7 protein-coding genes are annotated in these 23617 nt (G+C 51.8%); 1 reads left to right on the plus strand and 6 read right to left on the minus strand.

Going from position 1 to position 23617, the window contains the following annotated elements:
- Window positions 1-2 precede the first annotated feature (2 nt).
- From Q8L79_RS18850 to Q8L79_RS18870, 5 genes are all read right to left on the minus strand, one after another.
- Window positions 3-9320: a CARDB domain-containing protein gene (locus Q8L79_RS18850; protein ID WP_305274235.1), complete on the minus strand. Its 9318-nt coding sequence runs from the start codon at window positions 9318-9320 to the stop codon at window positions 3-5.
- Entirely contained in the window at window positions 9311-18781 is a 9471-nt protein-coding gene (locus Q8L79_RS18855) for a CARDB domain-containing protein (RefSeq protein ID WP_305274236.1), read from the minus strand. Before Q8L79_RS18855 ends, Q8L79_RS18850 begins: the two co-directional genes overlap by 10 nt.
- 43 nt (window positions 18782-18824) lie before the next feature.
- Entirely contained in the window at window positions 18825-19589 is a 765-nt protein-coding gene (locus Q8L79_RS18860; RefSeq protein ID WP_305274237.1) for an efflux RND transporter periplasmic adaptor subunit, read from the minus strand.
- A 291-nt stretch (window positions 19590-19880) separates the two neighbouring features.
- A complete protein-coding gene (locus tag Q8L79_RS18865) occupies window positions 19881-20108 on the minus strand; it encodes a hypothetical protein (RefSeq protein ID WP_305274238.1) in 228 nt (75 codons plus the stop codon).
- Window positions 20109-20497: 389 nt separating this feature from the next.
- Window positions 20498-22402: a transketolase C-terminal domain-containing protein gene (locus tag Q8L79_RS18870; protein ID WP_305274239.1), complete on the minus strand. Its 1905-nt coding sequence runs from the start codon at window positions 22400-22402 to the stop codon at window positions 20498-20500.
- Window positions 22403-22923: 521 nt separating this feature from the next.
- Between Q8L79_RS18870 and Q8L79_RS18875 the strand changes: the two genes are divergently transcribed.
- Window positions 22924-23349 (plus strand): single-stranded DNA-binding protein, encoded by a 426-nt coding sequence (locus tag Q8L79_RS18875; RefSeq protein ID WP_305274240.1) that lies wholly within the window; start codon window positions 22924-22926, stop codon window positions 23347-23349.
- 60 nt (window positions 23350-23409) lie between these two features.
- Here the strand turns inward: Q8L79_RS18875 and Q8L79_RS18880 are convergent.
- On the minus strand, window positions 23410-23617 hold a 208-nt coding region (locus Q8L79_RS18880; RefSeq protein ID WP_305267068.1), incomplete at its 5' end, for a hypothetical protein.

The raw sequence follows: 23617 nt of genomic DNA on the forward strand, positions 1-23617 counted from the left end.
GGTCACTGAGGTGATGACCGGACGCTGCCGGGCGTAGTCCAGGTTGCGGTCAAGGTGACCGAGATACGGAAGGCGCCATGCTGGTTATAATCGGGCGTCCATTCCAGCCAGCCGGTCTCAGTGTTCAGTTTGGCCCCGCCGGGCAGCCACGGCGCGCTGTATTCCAGCGTCACGGTGGTGCCATCCGCCAGGGCTTCGCTGCCAGACACATGACCTGCCAATTGCAGGGCGTATCGTTCCCCTTCCCTCAGCGTTTGCTGTGCAACTGAGCCTAAAACAGGTTTGGCGTAACCTTGCTCTACGGTCAGGTTAAAATGTCGGCTGCTTGTTGTTATGCCGTCGCTGGCGACGACGGTGATATTTTGGTAGACGCCCGCTTGATCGTAACCGGGCGTCCAGCTCAATATCCCGCTGGCTGCGTCAAACACGGCACCTGCAGGCAAGTTGCGGATAACCAGTGTCAGCGCATCGCCGTCCGCATCGGCTGCGATGATCGGCAAGCTCAGGGCTTCGCCCTCTTTCAGGGTAATATCCCTGACGACGTCAACCACGGGGGTGTTATTGCCGCCGATAACCGGCAGTTGGAACTTGCGTGTAGCGACCCCGCCGCGACTGTCCTGTACACGCACGATGATTTCGGTATCGGCTGCATCCAGTGCCGAAGGCGTCCAGTTCAGTGTCGCTACGGCATGATAGCCGTCATCTGCCGACAGAATTTCTGTTGGCGGAGTCAGCGTTACTCCGGCAGGCGCTTGCACCAACTCCCAGTAAAATACTGTGCCGTCCGAGTCGATGGCCTCGATTTGTCCGGTCCAGGCTTGGCCTGCTGTAGCCGTATCCAAGGTATCGGCATCAATGAGACCGGCAACGCTTAATGACGGCGGTAAATTCTCCTGAGGCACGGCGTACACGCCATAACCCAGATTGAATTTGACCAAATCGGCCATGCCTGCGCGGGTGGCAAACAGGCTCGCAGGGATGACGGTGACAGTTTGATCTGCAATGGTGGCGCCGACGCTAAATGTTCCGCCGTTTGCCAATAAGGCAGCGCTAAGGTCAAGTATCCACAAATCCGATTGGTCGCCGCCGCCAATGCCTGCGCTATCGATCGAATCGCCGAAATAACGGCCCGGATCCAGCAATAAACTAAGCGGACCTTTAAGATCGTCGGTACCGATGTTGGTCAGGCTGACATCGTAGCTGATTTCGCCGGTCGCCCGGTCGGCGCGGGTGTTGCTGAACTCAAGCTGCACCTGGCTGGTCATATCCAGCAATGCGGTAAAGGTGCTGACATAGCCTTGCTCCAAGCGGATTTCGGCGCTGTTTTGCAGGGTGCTGCTGATATTGAGTTGGTACTGGCCTGCCGCCAATCCCTGCACATCAATCCAGGCGGTTCTTGTCGCGGCATCCCAACGGATATTTGGCGGAGTAATCGCAGCGCCCGCATTAGCGCCCAGTCCTGTACTGAGCGCAGTCGAAGTGGCGGTTAAGGTAAAGTTTGCCGGATTGAGCACGCTGGCAAGATCCGCCGTTTCCGTTCCGGGTTCGCCTGTCCACATGTCCTGGTCGAAGACCACGCCAATCTGCGCCATCGGCAACGGAACCAACGCCCCATCGGGCACGGTGATCGCCTTGACGACCGGCGCTTTGCGCGGCGCAATCACATCGATATGCCCGGTTTGGGCAATCAGGATACGGCCGTCAGCGGTGGTAATGATGCTTTCGCCGCGGGTGCCGCCATCGGCCAGTTGCAGGACGCGCTTGCTGGCAAGTTCAACCATCCATACCGAAGCCTGATGCGGTACATTGGCTAATGTGGTTTGTCCATTAATCACCGAACGTTGTTGCAGGTTGCTGGAGGCTATCAGCAAGCCTTCCAGCGGTGTGCCATCGGCCCCAAACGTAATGCTGTCGATCACGCCGGACAAGCGGTATTCAAGTTCCGGGCGTCCCATAGTGCGGCCGCTCATTGGAAAGCTGATGATGTCGGTGGTGGGATTGGGCTGGGCGGAGGCCACTTCGCTGCCTGTCCAAGTCACCGCCCACAAGCGGCCATCCGGGCCGAACGCCAGATCGCCGACACGCTGGTTGCTGAAATGCTTCCAAGTTTTAGCCGCATCGGTTTCGCCGGGATGGAAAATTTCAATGCCGTTTCCCGATGAAACGTAGATGTCTCCGGTCGTGGGCTGGATAGCCAGCGAGTGCGTCAACGGGTCCTGGCCGGGTCCGCTAAGGCGCTGCAATTCTTCGCCCGTGTTTGCATCGACCTGTAGCAATTGCGCGCCGGTCATCACCCATAATTGTCCGAGCTGATCAACGGCCATATCGAGGACCGGTGACTCCAGCGTAAACAATGGCGTCGTGCTTCTGCCTCCGTCTTTGCCGTAATGGAACACTTCATTACGCAGGCTTCCGGCGCTCGCAAGTATGCTGTGGTCGGCAAGTTCGACCATGGCTAATGCGCCAATATCGGCTGCACTGGTTTGGTAGCCGTCGGCAAATCCGCGCAAGGTGAAAGGCGCCATCACTGAGCGCAAATCGGATTTTTGCACAGTCGCGACATGTCCGGGAAGCTGGCTGCCCGCTTGCTGGAACAGCGCGTTGGCCGCATAACTGCGGTCTGCGGCGGCTAGCGGGAACTCGGCGGTTTGGCTCAGGCTTTGATTCACGCCCAGCGAGTCGAGTATTTCCTGGCGGCTGCCGTCGTCGGGCAGCACGGCGTTGGTTAAGGAAGCCGTTTCACGGTTGCCCGATTTATCGGTCGCCACGACCAAGAATTCGTAACGCTTGCCGGTCTCGCCGGTAAAAACAGCCTGGGTCCTGGAAGGATCGGCCTGACGCAGCCATATCTTGAAATCTCCGCCGTTTTCGGCGACATAAACGGTGACCGACTTGACGCCGCTATCGTCATCCGTTGCTGTCCAGCTTAAATCGTAACTGGGCGCACCTTGGGCGTCATTGCCTTGGGAGGCCACGGTCAGCAGGGTGCTTGGGGCTTTGGCGTCCAGCGTAACCAGGCTCTTTGCGCTATCGATAGGCGGCGCCGCATCGACAAAAATCCGCGCGGAAGAAATGATCTCGGCTTTTGACGGCGCGGTATCCGCTGCCCGCACGGTATAGCTGACAAAACCTTTCTTCAGTTGCTCGGCGTTGGCGACATTGGCATCGGCTGCCGGCAGCAGTAAGCCGCGCACGTTATCCTGCAAAACTTCGCCGGTATCGGGATCGATGGCTTGCAATAACCAGGTGGCAATGCGGGTCGACGCGTCTATTCCGGCGCTGACGCGCAGGATGAAGCCTTTGCTGCCGGTAAAATCGAAATCGCCCTGGAAGTTGGTTCGGTCGACCGGCAGATGGATGTTGATGTCGCCCAGTTTAAGGTCGCCAAGACGTAAGGTACGAATATCGAGGTCGGCATCGATTTCGCTGACGAGACGCAACTGGCCGATACCGGCCTCGGTTGGGTTGGTGAACGACACGGTATACGGCAGCGCGACATCCGCCGGTACATAGCTGTTGCCGTCGCTGCCTGTTACCGCCTGAGGGCCGCGAACGCTGACTAAGGCATTGGCGTCGGCGCTCTGCTGAGCGGTTTGTTGCAGGTATTGCGACAAGTTTAAGGCTTGCGCGGAAACGGGGTTGAAGTCCGCATCGAGTACGCCGATATGGCGCAAATATTCAAGCTCGGTGTTGCCGCCCGCGAAAATATTGAAGTTGATGAAATGGGTATCTTGCGCCGCATTTATGTCAAAAGCCTGAGCATCCGCCAATTTCGGGACGGGGATTTCAACGATGTTGCCTTCGCTGTCTTCGCGCGTTTCGACATAGTCGATGCCCGCCTTGGCCGCATCAGGATCGCCCGCGTATTTGGCGGTATCGCCGTACCATTGTTGAACTTTGGCAAAAAAGCCCAGTATATCGGCTTGCGTACGGTAGCTTTCGCCAGCTTTGGCCAGCAGGATGCCGGTGGCTAAGGTGGCATTCAAGCTGACCACCTTCGGGTTCTCGCGGATCGGCGGCGCTTCGTTTAATGGACGCAATAAGCCTGCGCTCTCAAGCGCGCCCAGCCAGCCTGCCACCCACTGTTCTTCATCAGCGGCGAGCGTACTTAAACCGGACGGAGCTTGGGCGTCCGCTAAAATTGCATCGCGCAATTTCTTGGCGTGTTGGGTTTGATCCAAGATAAATTCATCGCGAGTGATGGGCGTTGCCGTGCCGACCACATTAAAACGAAACGGGATTGCCAACCACTCCAGTTTGGTGACGTGTGTTTCCGGGTCTTTGGACAGGAATTTCTGCGCCAAGCCTGATGAAATATTATCAAGGTCTTGTACGCCGCCATCCAACAACCCTTGCGTCTTCCATTCAGGTCTTAAGGCGTAAAGTTTGTCCCTCAATCCTTCAAAATCGTAATTCAGCCACTCCTTCAAACCGGGGTAAGTCTGGACATTGAATGTTGCGCCGACAAACCCGCCCGCCGCTACATCCAAAGCATAGCCGGGGACCAGATTAAAGCCTGCGGTATTTTGCGTACCGTCGAGCTGCGCCCAGGGAATGTCGCTCCGTAACGTGCCGTTGGTCGGCGTGATGCCGTAGGCTTGGGTGTTGCCGCCATTATCCAGCGTTAAGCCATCCGGTTGGCCGCCGATATTGCTGCCGAACACCACATACGGGAGACTCATGCCGCCCAGTACATCGGTGCTGTAGCCCATTTCCGGCGCTCCCACGTCGAAACGGACGTAAGGCGTATCGACGTTGGTCAGGCTCTGTAGAGAAACGCTGTAGTTTGCATTGTCGCCCGGATTAACCGTATGCGATCCGCCGATGCCGATGGTGACATCGGCTTCAATACCGCGCTCTATCAGATAGCGCATCGCATCGGTGACTTGCTGACCGTCAGGGTTGATCACGCTGACGTCGTACAAGCCGTGGGGCGCAGTACGCAGATCGAATATCGCACGGATATGCGTTGCATCAAGCACCTGCCAGCGATCCGGTTCTACCTCGAAAACGCCCGGACGCGACAGCTTGACCAGCGCTCCGGCCTTGAAATGGGATCCGTAAATATCCAAGGTCACCCAGCGGTGATTGTCGTCGCCTACACCGCCTTGATCCGGCGTCACTTTGGTAATGGACAGCGGCAGTAAATCCGCCCTTAAGGTGACCGGCGTATCGGCAGCGCCTTGGTTGGACCTGACCAATACGTAATAATCGCCTGCTTGGGTACTCGGAATGAAGGCCTGTTGATCGGCCGATAACGGGGTCGTGTACGACGCATCGAACAGGTAGCTGGTCGGCACATCGCCATAGCGGATATAGATCTCGTTTGCGCCCTCTTCCGCTGAGGAATCGAGCAGTACGCGCAGGGTTTCGCCGGAGGCGACGCTGACTTTGTAGAGACGGGTTTGCTTGGGACTCAGCGTGGTTTGCAACGGGCTGGCAACACTTAATTCGGGCACTTGCACCTGCAAGGTTGCCGCTGAAGCGGTGCGATTGTTGGCTTCCTGAGGCGGTAAATTCAGGCCGGTAGCGGTGTAGGTTATCTTGCCCTCGAACACTTCGTTGTAAAGATCGGGCCTGACGATCACCCGCCAATTTCCGTCTTTGAGCGGCGGCAGTTTGGCTTTCAGGCTGGCGTTGTAACTGGCATTGGCATTCAGGCCGCCGTTATGATCGACTTTACCGATCAGGATGTCGCCCAAATCCCAACTGTTGTCGCTGGACAGGTAAACCGCATCGGTCCAGCGTCCGTAAGCGGGATTGATCGAGTCGTTGGTGATGGTGTAGTCGACCTGGATGTCGTCGCCGACTTTTGCAGCGGCAGGCAATATCACGTTGCCGGCGATGAGGTCCGCGGGCGGCGGCGTTTCTACCAAGATCGGCTGTAGTGCCGCGGTCGCGTTATTTTGCTCCTTGCCGAATTCGCGCACCTTGCCGTTTTCGCCTGCGCCCCAGGCCCGTGCAGGGTCGGTAATGACAAAAACGTAATAGGGGCCTTCGAGGTTTTTCGGTGCGGTAATGTTCAAGCTGACGTCGTAATTGCCGCCGACCGACAGGCCGCCGGCGTGACTGATATAACCTAAATAACTGTCCTTGTTAATATCCAGGAAGCGGTCTTTGGACAGGTAAACCAGGTCGTTCCAGCTGCTTTGGTCGCCGGGGGTGTTGCCGCCCGCGTTAATGACTTGGTAACTGACGGTAAAATTCTGCCCGGCTACCACGGACGCCGGCGCTGTGACGGAAGCCACTTGCAAATCCGGCGGCGTCGCTAAGGTGATAGGCAGACTGATCGATAAGACATTGTTGCCTTCGTCCTGGAATTCCGGCACCAAGCCGCTGCCGCCCATATCCCTGACTACATCGATGTCGTCCCGGACGGTGCTGAGTTCGCTTTTATAATTATCCTTGTAAATATTGGTATCGGCTTTAACGATCAGGTGGAAATCGCCGCTGATGGATTCAGGCAGATTAACCACCGCCGAATAGGTGTACGACTCGCCCGGTTTCAGGTATTTCGGTTTGTTATTTTCGTAGAAGGATACGGATTTAACCCGCAAGACATGCTCTGAACTCTGAGCAATGGCGCTGTCTACCAGCGGATAGTCGCTTGCGTCCAATGAGGCATCGCGTGACAGGTAAAGTCCGTCAAGCCAGCCATTGGTGCGCGTTTCCCGAGTCCCTTGATTGCTGACTGTCCAGGTGACCGTGACCTGTTGTCCAGAAGACGGATTGGGGTCGGACAGGACAATGCTGTCGACCCTCAGATCCGGCTCACGATAAATAATGTTCAGCGAGCCTCGCATGATGTTGTTGGCGTTACGGCCTGCCTCGTAGGCGGTGCCTGCCCGGTAGGTACCGCCAATATTGCCACCCGCATAAAAACCCAACGCGCCGGCATTCGACCCGGACAGGTACTCGCCTTTTGCTTTGCGATTAGACAATTCAACCGGGTTATCCTGATTATCGGCAATAACGTAAATATAATAATCGCCATCGGTGCCGGGCGGCAGTTTGACTTTTGTTGAGGTGGTGTAACTTCCGCCTGCCGCCAGCCCTTGAATATTCGAGTGCTCAAAAATGCCCAGGAACGTCGCACGCTCGGGAATAAAAGACGGATCTTTACTGAGATAAACGGCATCGTTCCAGCTCTTGGTTCCCGCCCAAACCGCATCGCCCAGGTTATTGACCGTCCAGGTAATGGTGGTGTCTTCACCGGAAAAGTTTTCCGGTTCTGTTCGAATATCGACGACCTGTAGATCCGCAGGATGATCGGTAGCGACCGATAAGTCAGAACCGGTATTATTGCTTTCATTGCTTTCGGCAACTTGAGAGCCAGGATAAGCATCGGTCCTGACAATCAGGTAGCGCCCTTTAACCGATGGCGCAAGCTGGACAGTCTGGCTTACGCTGTATTGCTCGTTATGGCCCAAGCTGCGAGCTTGCGTGTACCGGCCGATTTCCCAGACTTCCTTTGCCGCAGCAAAATCCGGGTTATCGGTGATATAAACAACATCGGTCCAATTGCCGGTGAAAATATCGCCGCGGTTTTGTACGGTGTAGTTAAAACTATAGCTGCCGCCTGCATCGGCGACATCCTGCCCTGAAACTTCACTCACGACCAGATCCGGCGGAGTAATGCCCAGCACGCTGATGGCGCGGGCTTTGTAGTTGTTATTGTCGACGGCTGTCGGATCGTCGGTATTGATATTGGTCGCTAAGGTGTCCTCAAGAATGACGTTATAGGTATCGCTCCATACGGTAATGAAATAATCGCCTGACAGCATATTGTCAGGAATTTTCACCTGTACGGTGCCCGAGTAATCCTGGTCTACGGCCAGATTGCCGACATGGGTGAACGATCCCAGCAGGATGTCCCCTTTGTAGGCTCCCGGCTTGAGCTTGTTCCGCGCCAGCCAGATGCTGTCGGTCCAGCTATTGACAGCCGCCGCCTCGCCTCGCGTGGTATCGCTGCCCTTATTGCTGACCTTGTAACGCACCTCAATGCTGGAACCGTATACAGCCTGATCCGGGGCCACGACATCGCTGGCGACAAGATCGCCAAAAGGAACGGGATCGACATAAAAATGCGTGGCCCTGACGTTGTTAGTCTCATTGGGATACTCGTCAACATTGTAATTACCGTCGGCAACCACAATCAGATAGGCGTCGCCACGATAGGTGATGGGAATATCGACCATGCCGGTTTCGTTGGCGTAGCTCTCGCTGGTTGCCAGCGCCGAACCGTTTTCAAACTGCCCCACCAACCTGTCGTCAGCGCTCAGGTTACCGTCAAGCGACAGGTAGACTTTGTCGGCCCAGCGGCCGGTAGTCGCAGCCGGCCCCTGGTTGCTGATGGTGTAACGAATACCGGCCGCCGTACCTGCCGTAACATGCTCGGGCGCTATAACTGAAGTTACCCGCAGATCCGGACGATCATTCAAGCTGACTTGGAGGGTGTCCGCAGAATCCAGCGCATTGTTTTCCCTTGCCGCGCCATACTCATAGACTTGGCTACCCGCTTTACCCAGGTTGGCGTTAGAAACCACTTTAATGCGATACAAGCCCTCTATTTTGGCGGGCAAGCGCAGTTGTTCGGTGCGGGTATAACGAATTCCCGATTCCAGGCTGCGGTCATAGGTAAAACTGCCCAGCGTAACGGCTTGGCCGGTAGCGCCGACTGGAATAAGCAATACACTGTCCACCCATAAACCCGAAGCCGCGGCATCGCCCTGGTTGACAACCGTCCAGGTGACGTCAATCAACCCGCCTTCGTTAGCGACGGCAGGCAAGGTTATGCTTTCAACAAGCAAATCCGGCGATGGGGATAGTTCGACAGGAATAGCTACCGATCTGCCTATATTGTTTTTATCGAAAGTGAATTCGAACGGCCCGCCGGTACTAACATTAACGTAAAAATTACCGGCTATGCCTTCAGGCAACATGACGTTGATGCTGCGCGCATAACGGCCATCGACGGCCAATTTCCCAATATGATTAGCACTACCGAAGTCGGCGGCTATATCGGTGCCGTCGGCATTGCGGCTTAACCAGACCCTGTCGCTCCAGCTGTCGATGTTGGTGATGCCGATGCCGTTGTTGACCACTTCCCAGCTGATGCTCAGCGGCCTACCGCTGGCTGCGGCCCCTTGCGTGGTGACGGATTCCACCTGCAAATCGGCATAGGGAATCGGCATTACGTCAAGGCTTTCAGCGGCTTGCAAGACGTTGTTGCTTTCGGAAAAATTCTCGAAAACTTTGCTTCGAGCATCGCTGACAACGAACAGTTTGTAACTGCCCGTCGTTCCGGGCCCTAACAACATCCGTTCGCTACGGCTGTATGATTCTCCGGATGCCAGCGCGCCGTCATGGAGAAATTCCCCGATGACAAATCATCCCAATTGCCGAAAGTACTGTCTTTGGATAACACCACGCGGTCGGTCCAGGCAGCGGTTTGGCCGACGCCTGTACCCTGGTTGGCAACGGTCCAGGTTATATCGACGGGCGCCGGATCGTCGATCACTTGCGTTGGCGCAAGGATTTCGGTGACCGTTAAATCGGCGTAAGCGGCCAGATCGATAGTGAGAGCCGACGACAAACGGTTATTATCTTGCAGTCGATCGTCAAATGCCGCTTTGGCATCGGCGACAACGACCAGTTCGTATTCGCCGTTTAATTCAATCGGAATTAAAAAGTCGGCAGCCGCCGTATAGGTTTCAGCTGTTGCCAGCTGACCGTTTCTGGCTATCTCGGCGACTTTGGTCAAGACGCCGTTCTTTGACAGGAATACTTGGTCAACCCAGCTGCCTAAAGCATTGCTGCCGTTGTTGACTACCGACCACTCCAGGTGGACTGTTGACCCAGACTCGACCAGACTGGGCCCGGTCAAGCCGGTGACGGCAAGATCAATGCGCGCAACATGGACAGTTGCGGTCGAACTTGCCGCATTATTATTTTCGGCGGTCCGCTCATAAATGGTATTGTCGGTATCGGTTTTTACCACCCAGTGGAAATCGCCTTCGGCAAATCCCGCCGGCAATGTAAACGTTACCGTCCTGGTTTCGCTGGCCCCCGCTTGCAGGGTATCCAGGTAGAAGCTGTTGGCGACTTCCTGCAAGCCGTCGGCGCCGGTATCCAGATAGATCCGGTCGCGCCAGGGACCTGCCGCAGCGGTATTGCCCAAATTGGCAATGGCGTAGCTGACTGTTGCCTGTTCACCGGGACGCAACGCCAACGGTCCGGTCACGTCACTGACGGTTAAATCGGCTACGGGCGCCAGACTGACGCTCAATTTGGTTATGCTGACCCCGACATTATTGGCGGTATAACCGTTTTCGGTCACAGTGCGGTTGGTGTTGGTGTCAACCAGAACGTAATAGTCGCCAACCAAGTCTCTTGGTAAAGTCAGGATGGCTTTGCCCAGATAACCTTGCCCGGCCGCTATCTGGCCGGCATGGGTAATCGAACCGGACAGGATAATATCGTCGTTGCTCAAACTGGCATCGCTGGATAACACCACGCGGTCGTTCCATAGCGCGAGATCGGTTTTGGCATTGCCGTTGTTGTTAACTTCCCAGGTAATCAGGATGTTTTCGCCGCTTAATGCGCTTTCCGGTGCGGTCACATTGACAACGGTCAAATCGGCATAAGGGGTCTGTACGTCTATTGCCGATACCAAGCTGGTATTGTCGGCACGCGTATCGGGTTCCAGTACCTCCAAACCGCTATCGGATTTAACCGCCAAGTAATACCGGCCCGCAGGCTTATAGGGCAAATTGACAGAAACGGATTTGGTATAGGACTCGCCCGCTTTAAGCGCACCATTATGACGGTAAGTGCCGATCACCACGTCATCGCTATTGCCGATAATACTGTCCGTACTGAAGACTATCTGGTCATTCCAAGCGGCCGGCGTGTCAAGATCACCGTTATTGGCTACGCTCCAGCTGACATTGATGGCTTCTCCCGCCACGCCGTCGACGGGTGCAGTGAAATTTGCCGCCTGCAAATCCGCATAAGGAACCGCTGAGGATTGCTCCTGGATACTTGCGCTATTGTTGGAACCGGCAGTATTGGCGGCGTTAGTTTCAAACAATGCGCTTTGCCCCGCCCCATTTTGGTTAGTGACTACACGGATTTCGATTTCGCCTACGCCGCGCAAGCCATCGGGAAGCCGGAAATTAAAGCTGCGATTCCTGAACTCGCCCGAAGCAATCACCCCCGCTCCCGCTTGGGTAATATCGTAAGCAATGCTGGTATTAAGCAACTGCTCGCCGGTGGTTTTATTGGTGATAATAATCCGCTCATTAAACCCGGCAGGCGTAACCGCTTGCCCTTCGTTCCAGGTCTCCCATGCCAGAGTAATTAAGCCGCCGGCATAAATCTCGATTTGTTCGGTATGCAGATTCTTAACCAGCAGGTCCGGGCCGGAAGCGATGGTGACTATGCCCGTGTTATTGGTTTCAGCGGTATCTTGCAGGTTATTTTCAAAGATGTCCGCGTTGTAATCGGTGCTCAGAACAAACTCAAACTGCCCGGCCGCATTGATCCCTGTAGGCCACGTCAAGGTATAAGCGCGGTCGATAAAACCGCCTGCCGCCAATGTGCCGTCGACTGAAGGGAGATAGGGCAAATCGGCACTGGCAACCAATTGACCGGTCGACAGGTTCCGCACCTGTAAATGGTCTTTCCATGCTTTGGTAATATCGGCATCGCCGGTGTTGCTGACCCGCCAATTCATCGTCACGGCAGTGCCGGGCGCCCATGCCCCAGGCGGTTCAACGCTTAACGAACCTAATTTTAAATCGGGATAAGCGGATAATGTCGATTGGATAGTGGTGATGGCTGCATTGTTTTGTTCGCCATTAATGCCGGTTTCAGTAACATTGTTGGCAACGTCCGCCGTCACTTGAAAAGACAAATCCCCCGCACCTCTATAGCCTTCCGGCAAGGTCATGGTGATTTGCCGATTACGGCCTGCTCCCGCTTGCAAAGGCGATGTTCCGATGTCATCGTAATTGACCAAATAATTGGCGATGATTTCGTTAGTCGACACATTGCGGACGATTACTCGATCTTGCCACGCCGATTCGGTCGCTTGGTCGCCAGTATTAAAGGTTTCCCAGCTCAATACGACTTGTCCGCCTGATTTTAGTTGCGTCTCAACCGGAGCAACCGCCAGGTTGCGGACGATTAAATCAGGCCCCGGCTCACTCCCTAAACCGGTAATGATAATTTTGGCAATTTTAGGTACCTCTACGGCACTAAATTTATAGTTGGTAGTGCCTGAAGTCTCAATAAGCCCTTCGATCAATAATGTATAAACGCCGGTTTGCGCCAGCACTATCGGGCCTGTGTCAGATCCCATATAGCGGACATCAAACACGACTTGTCCGTAAGGATCCAGCAATCGCCAGTAAGCCGCATTCGATAGCGCTTGACTGTCGAAATAATATTGATCGCCGGCGGTCGCGTTGAACCGGTAAATATCTGTCTCATTCGCTGGATTAAGCTGGCCGCTAATAACTGTCCCCGGCGTAATAGAGGTTGCCTGGACTATATCCAATAAGCGGAAGCTGTAGTCACCGACCTTATCACCATAACTATCAACAATCAGTGTGTAATCGCCAGCCGCTAAATCATAGATAGCTGAACCACTACGATATTCTGAGTCGCTCCTGGTGAAATCCATTGCTGAGACTACCGTCCCTCGGGGGCCTATCAGTGTCCAGTTGAAACTGTTATTGTTCGACAATGAGTCGAAATACAGCTGTTTGGCTTCACTCAGGCTAAAACTGTAAAAGTCGCGCTGTCCGGCATGCGCGATGCTACCGTTAACGGTATCGCCCACGGTGAGCGTGGACTGCTCGTCAGTGACTTTCTGCACATTAAAGCTGTAATTGCTTGCTTCCGTATCATAATAGACATGACCTTCTATCAGCAGGGTATACGCACCGGTTTGGGTCAGGGTCAGCGGTTCTTTTTCGTTATAGAGAACATCGGGGCCAAACACCAGTTGCCCGTTGGGAGCAACTAACCGCCAATAAGGCCAATAGCTGCCGCCTGAAGAACTTTTATAATCAAAATAAAACCGTTCGCCGGCTGTGACATTGAATTGGTACAGGTCCGTCTCATTGGCCGGGCTGAGCTGGCCGTCCACTGGCGTTCCTGGCGTCAATGGCGTGGCTTGGGCGATATCCAATAAACGGAAGCTATAGTTGCCGACCATGTCGGCATTGCCGTCGATAATCAGCGTGTAGTCGCCGGCGACTAAATCATAAATGGCCGAGGCACCAGTAAGGCCGTCCGAATCCGTGTTGGCAAAGTTCCGGCCCGACACTATGGTGCCCTTGGGACCAGCCAATGTCCAATTGGTAGCGGTGCTCGTCAAGGCATCGAAATACAGCTGCTTGGCTTCCCCAAGGCTGAAGCTGTAAAAGTCGCGCTGCCCGGCATGGGCGATGCTGCCGGTAACGATATCGCCGACCGTCAGCGTGGACTGCTCGTCAGTGACTTTCTGCACATTAAAGCTGTAATTGCTGGTTTCTCCTATATTATTGATCCGGCCTTCGATCAGCAAGGTATAGGCACCGGTTTGGGTCAGGGTCAGTGGTTCCTTATCCGCCCCAAAACTTTCAGGGCCAAACACCAGCTGTCCATTGGGGTCCAACAGCCACCAGTTAGGACGATAATAATAAAGACCTCCTGAATAACTTTTATAATCAAAATAAAACCGTTCGCCATCCATAACATTGAACTGGTACAGGTCGGTCTCATTGACCGGGCTGAGCTGGCCGTTCACAACCGTGCCCGGCGTCAAGGCCGTGGCCTGGGCTAAGTTCAATAAACGGAAGCTATAACCATTGGCTGCCGGGCCATTGATGCGCAAAGAATAGGTTCCGGCCACCAGCGGTATGGTTGCGGCCCCGCCGAGATTAATCGAATCGCTATTGACAAAGCTCCTGGCCGACACTACGGTGCCGCGAGGCCCGGTCAATGCCCAAGTCAGGCTGCTGTTATTGCTCAACGCATCAAAATAAACGCTGGCGTCACTGTCTAAAGTAAAGCTGTAGAAATCCGTTTGTGCGGACGGCAGTACACCCGCTACGGTTGTACCCAAGGTCAATGCCGTACCCGTCGGCAATGGGGCTATAGGGGTATTACCCTGGTAAACCACATTAAACTGATAATTGGTCGTGCCGGTAGCGTAAATCAAGCCTTCAGCCAGCAAAGTATAGATGCCGGTTTGCGTTAAGATGGTTGACCCTATATCGCTGCCCATATATTGGGGGCCGAACACCAGCTGGCCATAAGGGTCCAGCAACCTCCAATAAGCACCATTCGATAGGCTTTGGCTATCAAAGATATATCGGTCTCCAACCGTGACATTGAATCGGTACAGATCGGTTTCATTGGCTGGGGTAAATTGCCCTGTTGCCGGCGTTCCCGGCGTTACCAGTGTGGCTTGAGCGATATCCAATAAGCGGAAGCTATAGTTGCCGACCATGTCGGCATTGCCGTCGATAATCAGTGTGTAGTCGCCGGCGACCAGATCATAAATGGCCGAACCACCAGTGAAGCTGCTTGAATCCGTGCTGCCAAAGTTCAGACCCGACACAACCTTGCCTCGGGGGCCGATCAACGTCCAATTGACGCTGTTGTTGTTAGTCAATGAGTCGAAGTAAAGCTGTTTGGCTTCACTCAGGCTAAAGTTATAAAAGTCGCGCTGCCCGGCATGGGCGATGCTGCCGTTAACGGTATTGCCCACGGTGAGCGGGTACTGCTCGTCAGTGACTTTCTGCACAGCGAAACTGTAGTTGCTCAGCGCTCCCGTATCTTTGACCCAGCCTTCTATCAGCAGGGTATAGGCACCGGTTTGTGTCAGGGTCAGCGGTCCTTTTTGGGTAGAGAAGCCCTCTGGGCCAAACACCAGTTGCCCGTAGGTATCCACTAACCGCCAAAAAGGCGAAGCGCTTCCTGAAAAACTTTTATAGCTGAAATAAAACCGTTCGCCAGCTGTGACATTGAATTGGTACAGGTCCGTCTCATTAGCCGGGCTGAGCTCGCTGCTCACGACCGTTCCCGGCATCAAGGCCGTGGCTTGGGCGATGTCCAGTACGCGGAAACTGTAGTTGCCGACCATGTCGGCATTGCTGTCGATAATCAGCGTATAGTCGCCGGCGACCAGATCATAAATGGCCGAACCACTAGGATAATTTGAGTCGCTCTTGGTGAAATCCAATGCTGAGACTATCGTCCCTTGAGGACCTATCAGTGTCCAGTTGAAGCTACTATTGTTCGTCAATGAATCGAAGTAAAGCTGCTTGGCTTCACTCAGGCTGAAGTTGTAAAAGTCGCGCTGCCCGGCATGGGCAATGCTGCCGGTAACGGTATTGCCTACCGTCAGCGGGTACTGTTCGTCAGTGATTTTCTGCACCACGAAGCTATAGTTAGTGCTTATCTCCGGATTAGTGACCCGGCCCTCTATCAGCAAGGTATAAGCCCCTGTTTGCATCAAGGTCAGCGGTCCTTTTTCGATCTCGAGAGTATCAGGGCCAAACGCCAGTTGCCCGTAGGGATCCACTAACCGCCAATAAGGCCGATAGCTCCAGTTCCCTGAAAAGCTTTGATAATCGAAATAAAAGCGTTCACCGGCCATGACAGCGAATTGATACAGGTCCGTCTCATTGACCGGGCTGAGCTGGCCGCTGACCGTCGTGCCCGGCGTCAATGGCGTGGCTTGGGCGATATCCAATAAACGGAAGCTGTAGTTGCCGACCAAGTCGCGATAGCCATCGATAATCAGCGTGTAGTCGCCGGCAACCAGGTCATAAATGGCCGAAGCACCGGTGAAGGTACCCGAATCCGTGTTGCCAAGAGGCCGTTCGAACACAACCGTGCCTCGGGGGCCGACCAACGTCCAGTTGGTATGGGTGCCCGCCAAGGCATCGAAATACAGCTGCTTGGCTTCACTCAGGCTAAAGCTGTAAAAGTCGCGCTGCCCGGCATGGGCGATGCTGCCGGTAACGGTATCGCCGACCGTGAGCGGGAACTGCTCATCGGTAACTTTCTGCACAGCGAAACTGTAGTTGTTAGCTGTCCCAGTATTAGAGACATTCCCTTCGATCAGCAAGGTATAGACTCCGGTTTGGGTCAGGGTCTGTGGTTCCTTATCCGACCCAAAACTTCCAGGGCCAAACACCAGTTGCCCATTGGGATCCAAGAGCCGCCAATAAGGCCAATAGTTGGTGGCTGAAATACTTATATAGTTGAAATAAAATCGTTCGCCGGCTGTGACATTGAATTGGTACAGGTCGGTCTCATTGGCCGGGCTGAGTTGGCCGCTGACAACCGTTCCCGGTGTCAATGGCGTGGCTTGAGCGATATCCAATAAACGGAAGCTGTAGTTACCCACCATATCGGCATTGCCGTCAATAATCAGCGTGTAGTCGCCGGCAACCAGATCATAAATGGCTGAACCATTAGGATAATTTGAGTCGCTCTTGGTAAAATCCAATGCTGAGACTACCGCCCCTCGGGGACCAATCAATGTCCAATTGGTAGCGGTATTACTCAAGGCATCGAAATACAGCTGCTTGGCTTCACTCAGGCTGAAGTTGTAAAAGTCGCGCTGCCCGGCATGGGCGATGCTGCCGGTAACGGTATCGCCCACCGTGAGCGGGAACTGCTCATCGGTAACTTTCTGCACAGTGAAGCTGTAGTTGTTGGTTGTACTTACATTGTTGATCCAGCCTTCTACCAGCAGGGTATAAGCCCCTGTTTGCATCAGGGTCAGCGGTTCCTTATCTAAAGAAAAATAATCAGGCCCAAACACGACTTGACCATAGGGGTCTAACAACCGCCAATAAGTGTAATAGATAGGCCCTGATGCGCTTTTATAATCAAAATAAAACCGTTCGCCCGCCGTGACAGCGAATTGGTACAGGTCGGTCTCATTGGCCGGGCTGAGTTGGCCGCTCACAACCGTGCCCGGTGTCAATGGCGCGGCTTGAGCTATGTTCAATACACGAAAGCTGTAACCCCAAGATGCCGGGCCATTGATGCGTAATGAGTAGGTGCCCGCCACCAGCGGTATGGCTGCGACCCCGCCGAGATTAATCGAATCGCTATCGGTAAAACTCCTTGCCGACACTACGGTGCCGCGAGGCCCGGTCAATGTCCAAGTCAGGCTGCTGTTATTGCTCAACGCATCAAAATAAACGCTGGCGTCACTGTCTAAAGTAAAGCTGTAGAAATCCGTTTGTGTGGACGGCAGTACACCCGCTACGGTTGTACCCAAGGTCAATGCCGTACCCGTCGGCAATGGGGCTATAGGGGTATTACCCTGGTAAACCACATTAAACTGATAATTGGTCGTGTCGGTGCTGCCTATATAGCCTTCTGTCAGTAAGGTGTAGGTGCCGGTTTGCGTTAAGGTGATCGACCCTATATCGCTACCCATGTAATTGTGGCCGAATACCAGCTGACCATAAGGGTCCAGCAACCTCCAAACAGCACCATTCGATAGGCTTTGACTATCAAAGACATATTGGTCTCCGGCTGTGACATTGAATTGGTACAGATCGGTCTCATTGGCCGGGCTGAGTTGGCCGTTCACAACCGTTCCCGGTGTCACTGGTGTGGCTTGAGCGATATCCAATAAACGGAAGCTATAGTTGCCCACCATATCGGCATTGCCGTCGATAATCAGCGTGTAATCGCCGGCAACCAGATCATAAATAGCTGAACCATTAGGATAATTTGAGTCGCTCTTGGTGAAATCCATTGCTGAGACTACCGCCCCTCGGGGACCAATTAATATCCAATTGGTAGCGGTATTACTCAAGGCATCGAAATACAACTGCTTGGCTTCGCCCAAACTAAAGTTGTAAAAGTCGCGCTGCCCGGCATGGGCTATGCTGCCGTTAACCGTATCACCTAAAGTGAGCGCGGACTGGTCATCAGTAACTTTCTGAACATTAAAGCTGTAATTACTGCTCCCTGTTGCACTGATCAGTCCTTCAACCAACAAGGTATAAGAACCGTCGACCGCCGTAGTAATGTCAGCGTCGCTAGTAAAATAAGAGGGACCGAATACGTTATTCCCATTAGGATCAATTAACCGCCAATAGGGATTTTCGCCAGTTAAATTCAGGCTATTAAAATAATAGTGGTCCCCTGCTGTTGCATTAAATTTGTATACATTGGTCTGATTTGCCAAATCCAGGGTACCCTCCACATTAGTTCCTGGAGCGATTTCTTGCGCTTTCAGCACATCAATTAAGCGGAAACTGTAAGCGCCGATCTGGTCAGTATTAGCATCCACTGTAAGCGTATAATCCCCCACTGCTAAATTAAGCAATGGGCTGGCTGAAGCGTATGCCGAATCCGAATTAGTAAAACGCCTGTTACCGACTACTGCCCCGTCAGGCCCTGACAAGCTCCAATTCATATTGGAATTGTCGGTCAACGAATCAAATACGATTTGAGTGTTTTGAGTGAGCGTAAATCCATATTGGTCTACTTCGCCTTGCACATCAATGGAGCCCGATACTGTTTGCGCCGGATTTAAATCCCCTGACAGCAGCACTCTGGGTTCGAGGGCTTCAAAACGAATAGCAGAATTAGCGGTTGGTTTTTTTGCTTTATTGGCAGCTGAGTCGGAGAATGGTTTCGATTGTCCGTTAGGCGTTCTAAGGGCCTTTTTAAGCGCGGACATGAGGAGCGACATTTTAAAATTAGGACTCTGAACAGAACGATCTTCTTTTTTAGTAGATTTACGCATTATCAACCTCTTATGGATCAGCCCTGTTTCGGACAATTAGTTATTATTTTTTACCTAGCTCAGGAAAAACGACTTTGCATTTCACTCCAGCAGGAATCTCAAGTTTTGGATTCGGCAGCTCAAGAAATACGACAAAAGTCCCGCTGGCCGCATCAACCAACCGGTCAACCATATTGACTTTGGCGGAATAAATGCTGCCTTGAGGAATCTCCGGCGTAACATTTGCACTCATTCCATGTTTAAGCTCACCAAACACCTGCTTCGGCAAGATGACATGAACCCTAAGCGGGTTCATGTCTGCTACTTTGAAAATATATTTTTTATTTGAACCCAACTCAAAAACTTCTCCTTGAAACGCGCCTTGGTCAACTACAACGCCTTCTACGGGGCTTTTAATAGTGCGTAAATTAAGCAAGCTGTTTTGTTGCTGAAGTTCCAACTTGGCTATTTGGCGATTTTCTTTAGCAACTTGAAGTTCTGCCTCGGACAATCGAAACTCCGCTTCCGTGTCTTCGCTATCTTGCAAAGCCATTAATTTCTGACTCGCCATCTCCTGACGTCTCTTAAGTTTCTTTTTAGAAAACTCCATTTTGCCTTCAGCCATTTGCGTAGGGCCTACTTGCTGAGATTTGAATTTAGCTAACTCCAAAGCTGCACGTTCTGCATCCGACTCAAGCGTTGCCAAAGTTTGCATCTTTTTTACCCAGTCGCCACGCTTAACATAAACGCGATCTATCCTGCCAGTGACCGAGCTACCTACCTCAACCATTTGCGCGGGTTCAATCAAACAACCAAACTCAGCCGCCATACACTTTGAAGACATAAAAATAGCGGCCAACAACACGCTAAATCGGATAAATATACTCAGTAGCATAATTGACAAAAACTATAAAATAACCTGAATGAAGTACAGCAAATAACAAAAATTTTGCTCCAAAAGCTTCTTTGTAAAATAGGTGCTTGAGAGTTCAATCCCGCTAAGACTATGACACAAAGAAAAATTTTTCGATCTTTACATTACATATAGAAGCGAGGAAAGGTAGGTTCTCTGAACCCAGAGTCAGCATTGAAAAATCAAATAAAGATAAGTCCATTTTCTTCATTTATCTTTTTCTTGCGTTTTATTTTTATAAACTGATGATTTAAAAGATACTAGAACTTTGGCTATGCTGCAAATATTTAGAACAAGACCAACCTCTAACGTAAACAATAGTTGAAAAGATAATTCACTTTTAAACAAACTAGATTTGCCAATATTGGCACGAATATCAAATAGATTTTCTTTTAGAGCGTTAAAGGATTGATAAGCGGAAAGGCAATCATTCATATGATTTTAGCCCGAATATTTCGTTAAAATTAAGCTCTGGAAAATAAGCCAGGATCAGCACAATAGGTTGATCCCTAATATTTTCATTTTTCGATATTCTTAATGAATTCATAACCGGTATAAATCGAAGAAGAAGTATTAATAGTCGTCGCTGCCGGTCGTGTAAGGAATTATGCAAAATGATTGGTACAGGCTACAACAAGCGCACGGGTATGTTCTACACCTGAGCGGTGTATCTGAAAAACCGGCAAAATACACCATCCAACACAGTTAGTTTCGCCGGAAGCGAGTGATTGCCCGTAAAGGAATCGGTAAACACTCATAATAAGCCGTGATGCTTATCAGCAAAAAAAAGGGCGCTCTATGCGCCCTTTTAATGATTAATCGAATTAATCTTTTAGCAAATCCTTAACTTTAGCCATAATCCCTGCCGGATCGATACCTTGATGTGGGAACTGTTCCCAGAGACCGCCGCAACCTTCTTTATGTGTGGCAATATGTGCGTATTTTGGGGTCAGGCCACGCTCCAGCAACCAGGAACCGAAGCGGCTGCCCAATCCGGTTTTCCGGTTATACGACTCGACAATCAACACCATCGGCGAATTGCCGATTTTAGCCATCATCTCTTCATCAATGACATTCAAGGTAGGTTTGTTGATCAAACCGACATCTATGCCGTCCTGTTTTAGACGTTCTACTGCGTCCAATGCCCGATATAACGCTTCGCCGAAGCTGACAATATAACCTTGAGTGCCTTCGCGAATAATCTCATCTTTGCCCGAGACAAATTTGTAATCTCCGCCAAAATACTCCTGACCGTCAGTATTCAAAATAGTCGGTACTTTAGAGCGGGTCGAGAAGACAAACCGCAAACCCGGGTTAAAGAAGATGGTTTCCAAACAGGCTTTCATTTGCAGCGGGTCAGCTGGAAAGTAAAGGTTGGTCGCATAGCCGTCGCTCAAGCCATTATCGGCAAACATGTTGTTCAAACCGAAATGGCAGGTGTTGTCGGCCATGTCGTCAATCCCTGAATGCGAGAAATGGCTGAGCACATTGGAATGATTCAATCGCGCCATGGTAATTTCAGAAAGCAGCATCTCCAAGAAAGCGCTAAAGGTTCCAAAAATACCCTGTTTGCCTGCTTCCATCCCGAAACCGGCCGCGGCCGAAAAGTTACCGCGCTCCATAATGCCGGAAGAAATAAACACTTCAGGATAAGCACTGTGGATTTTGAACAGACCGCAGGAGCCTTCCAGGTCGCTGTCAACGACGCGAATTTTTTCGATACGCTCGGCCTCGCTCATCCGGCCCATAATCGCGACAGCTGCGTCGCCGAAAACGTTGCGGTTAGCATCCCACTTGTCGCTGGAACCCAGAAATACAGCGTCATTTTTTGGTGCTTTGATTTCTTTAAGGTGATCTGCTGCAGCCTGCCGGCCGTGAGACTCTAAATACTCTACTGCCACTTTTACCGAGACTACATCATGGCCGTGGGTTGAGCCTTCCAGTCCGACAATGCCCGGACACATGGCGCGATGATTAATAACAGCAACCGGGCCATCGGTGTTAATGGCAGTACAAATACGCTTATAAAGATCGTCGATATCCTCGCCGTCGCCTTCCAATACGGTTAAACCGTGGCCGGTCAACGTCTTAGCGGTAGAGCAACCGGTCAAATAGTGGGAAGGGTGACCGGCGATGGTTACGTCATTATCATCGATAATTAATTTAACATTCAGGTTTTGAGCGACGGCCAAGCGCGCGGCTTCTGCGTCATTACCTTCCTGCTGCGAGCCATCGGAACCCAGGCAAAACAGTGTTTTACCTGGGTTAGCGATAGCCACGCCATTAACATAGGGCCACATGTGACCCAACCGTCCGGAGCTGAATTTTACGCCGGGCGTAAATCCCAGTTCAGGATGACCCGGTAGATGAGAATGCGCGGCGCGGTATTCCATCAGACGTTCAGCGGGCAGATCGCCGTTAAGAGTAGACATCAGATATTGAGTCGCAACGCGATGTCCGGCTTCGTCAAAAAAAACAGGTACGTATTTATCAGCATCGCCACGGAATAAAGCATCCATTATTACGACTTCCGGCACGGTATCGTAAGGTCCGCCGGTATGTCCGCCGACGCCTCTCGCAGCGCCGGTCGCAGTAAAAAAGACGATCGCGTCACGGCATAGTTGGATATTAGCCTTGAGGCTGGCCCGTTGTTCGTCAGTCAGTGTCGCATTGTTTGCGTTTAAACTAATGCGTTGATAAGCTCCAAGATCGATTGGAAATGTATTCATAGTGAATCTCTTGTTATTAAAATTAAATGAGTGGCTGATTAAGAAGCGACATGGTTTGTAGGACTTATCTTACTTAATGATAAGGTAAAAAAGCGACTTTCAATATAACATTTTTTGATTAGCAAGAATCTTGGCTTTACGCAGCAAAACATCCCCGATCAAATCTATCTCCAAAACATCCTTGAATCGCTAAAGAACAGCCAATTCGATTACTTTCTTAATCGCCTTAAATGACTAAATATTTTGTAATACGAGGCTTGGTACCATTGGGGCCACAAGGCTCCGCAGTCTACATAGCGAAAAGATTTAGATAAATGTCTGAGCCGTGTGTCCATTGTCGATTGATTATCGCCCCCGAAATAAACACTTATCGCAACAGAGCTTGTCATTCCAGTGATTTGGTTATGCAACCGGGTTTGATCGGTCGATAATCAAAACCGATCTGAGGTTTTGCATTTTTCTTTTTGATGGAACCAGTCGATAATAGCCGGATTATTAATTTAACCATCAATGAGAAAAAAATGAGCAACGTATTTAGTTTTACCGGCACTGTTGGCCGTGATGCAGAAGTCCGGTATTTGCCGTCGGGTCAAGCGGTATTGAATGTTACCGTAGCCAACAATATCGGCTTTGGCGATAAGCAGCAAACGCTATGGATCAGGTGTGCGATATGGGGTAAACGTGCTGAAGGGCAGCTACAAAATTATCTGAAAAAAGGCCAACAGGTGTTTGTCTCGGGCGAACTGAGTCAAAGTGAATACCGGGCTCAAGACGGCTCGACTAAAACCAGCCTGGAGCTTAACGCCAATATTATCGATTTGGTCGGTAAAAGAAACGAGTCAAGCCAGCCACCGCAACAAAATTATCAATCTTCACAGCCATCTGCCCAGCAAGCTCCCAGCCATGATAATTTTGATGCGCCTTATGATGACGACATCCCATTCTGATGTATACCTGGTGTTACTTATGTAAAGTTTTAAAATAAGCCTCTGTTATAAGAGGCTTTGTTAGCTGGTGTAATACTGGCTATAACGGCCGTAATGGTAATAATAGCCGGAATCGCCATAGCCATAACGGCCGTATTGTTGCAAGTTAACTTTCTGCAAGACAATTCCGGCAATATTCATATGACCGTCTTTACTTAATAAGTGCAGCGCACTGTGCACGACTTTTTTCGGCGTTAAATCCCAATGCAATACAAAAATGGTTTTATCA

Source organism: Methylobacter sp., assembly GCF_030680395.1.
In the GTDB taxonomy this organism is placed as follows: Bacteria; Pseudomonadota; Gammaproteobacteria; order Methylococcales; family Methylomonadaceae; genus Methylobacter_A.

What these genes read in the sequence shown, in the direction of transcription:
- Q8L79_RS18875 (WP_305274240.1), top strand. Translation starts at nt 22,924, where the DNA reads ATGAGCAACGTATTTAGTTTTACCGGCACTGTTGGCCGTGATGCAGAA.
- Q8L79_RS18865 (WP_305274238.1), bottom strand. Translation starts at nt 20,108, where the DNA reads ATGAATGATTGCCTTTCCGCTTATCAATCCTTTAACGCTCTAAAAGAA.
- Q8L79_RS18870 (WP_305274239.1), bottom strand. Translation starts at nt 22,402, where the DNA reads ATGAATACATTTCCAATCGATCTTGGAGCTTATCAACGCATTAGTTTA.
- Q8L79_RS18850 (WP_305274235.1), bottom strand. Translation starts at nt 9,320, where the DNA reads ATGTTGTTAGGGCCCGGAACGACGGGCAGTTACAAACTGTTCGTTGTC.
- Q8L79_RS18855 (WP_305274236.1), bottom strand. Translation starts at nt 18,781, where the DNA reads ATGCGTAAATCTACTAAAAAAGAAGATCGTTCTGTTCAGAGTCCTAAT.
- Q8L79_RS18860 (WP_305274237.1), bottom strand. Translation starts at nt 19,589, where the DNA reads ATGGCGGCTGAGTTTGGTTGTTTGATTGAACCCGCGCAAATGGTTGAG.